The sequence below is a fragment of the Myxococcus vastator genome (assembly GCF_010894475.1).
GTDB lineage: Bacteria > Myxococcota > Myxococcia > Myxococcales > Myxococcaceae > Myxococcus > Myxococcus vastator.
The window spans coordinates 1-1,098 of sequence record NZ_JAAIYB010000881.1; the positions used below are offsets into that span (position 1 = coordinate 1).

The 1,098-nt window shown below is 67.1% G+C and carries 1 protein-coding gene, 4 tRNA genes and 1 pseudogene; 5 read left to right on the forward strand and 1 reads right to left on the reverse strand.

What is annotated here, in order from left to right; genetic code table 11:
* From G4D87_RS38070 to G4D87_RS38090, 5 genes are all read left to right on the forward strand, one after another.
* Positions 1 to 202 (forward strand): non-canonical purine NTP pyrophosphatase (locus G4D87_RS38070; RefSeq protein WP_205507893.1); only part of this gene is annotated, 202 nt, incomplete at its 5' end.
* Positions 203 to 278: 76 nt separating this feature from the next.
* Positions 279 to 352 (forward strand) — tRNA-Pro (locus tag G4D87_RS38075).
* A gap of 36 nt (positions 353 to 388) precedes the next feature.
* Positions 389 to 465: transfer RNA gene (locus tag G4D87_RS38080), tRNA-Arg, on the forward strand.
* Positions 466 to 560: 95 nt separating this feature from the next.
* Positions 561 to 634, forward strand: a tRNA-His gene (locus G4D87_RS38085).
* Positions 635 to 657: 23 nt separating this feature from the next.
* A tRNA-Arg gene (locus G4D87_RS38090) sits at positions 658 to 731 on the forward strand.
* Between the two features lie 87 nt (positions 732 to 818).
* On the opposite strand, the pseudogene G4D87_RS38095 reads toward G4D87_RS38090, so the two are convergent.
* A pseudogene (locus G4D87_RS38095) lies at positions 819 to 1,098 on the reverse strand (phage recombination protein Bet); the annotation flags it as partial.

Consider the following 1,098-nt stretch of genomic DNA (forward strand, 5'->3'; position numbering starts at 1 on the left):
GGAGGCGAAGGTGGAGGTGGGGCAGTGCACGGGCCGCATCGGCCACGCCCCCCAGGGCAGCCATGGCTTCGGCTATGACCCCGTCTTCATCCTCCCGGGCGGCGACCGCGCCCTGGCGGAGCTGACGCCGGAGGAGAAGTCGGCCATCTCCCACCGGGGAAAAGCCTTCCAGAAGATGAAGCCCCACCTGCTGGGCTTGTAGCCGTCCGGAATGCGAGGTCGTCAGTCACGTCGGCCTTGCGCGTCCGTTCGGGATGGTTCAACAATGCCGGACTTCTCGGGGCGTAGCGCAGCCTGGTAGCGCACCTGCCTTGGGCGCAGGGGGTCGGAGGTTCGAATCCTCTCGCCCCGACTTGAAGTGCAGCATCGGAAGCAGGCGGCCCGGCCAGCTCCAGTAGCTCAGCTGGATAGAGCACCGGCCTTCTAAGCCGGGGGTCGCAGGTTCGAGTCCTGCCTGGGGCGCCAACCTGGCCGTAAGTCGCATTTGGGCCTTGTCAGGGCCCTGGTTTCCAAGGTAGGGAAGCCGCCGCTTCAAACGCCGTTCGCGGTAAAGCTGTATGGCGGCCATAGCTCAACTGGTTAGAGCGCCGGACTGTGACTCCGGAGGTTACCGGTTCGATCCCGGTTGGCCGCCCTTCTTTACTCGCCCTCGAAATTGCGTTCGTAGCTCAACTGGATAGAGCACCGGGCTTCGAACCCGGGGGTTGGGGGTTCAAGTCCCTCCGAGCGCGCACCTTCCAGCAGGTTGAAGCAGGAACGCCCCCGCCACTTTCGCAGCGGGGGCGCCCCCTCACAGCCTGACGGTTTCTGGCTCCGCTTCACGCATCATGGGCCACGCCGTTGTCGCCGCCCTTCGTCGCCGGCACCCGGCAGCGCAGCTCCGTCTCCGCCTCCAGCGCCAGCAGATTCTCCCGCATGGCCTTGGCCCAGCGCGCCCGGGGCTGCTCCATCAGCTTCTCGTTGGCCAGGTCAATGGACTCGCTCAGCGCGTCGTCGGAGAGCTCGGAGGCCGTCTTCCCCTTGTGGGGGCCGAACGCAACCACCACGGCGCTCGGCTTGGGGCGTGGCGCGGGCTCAGGACTGGCGGCGGGTGGGACC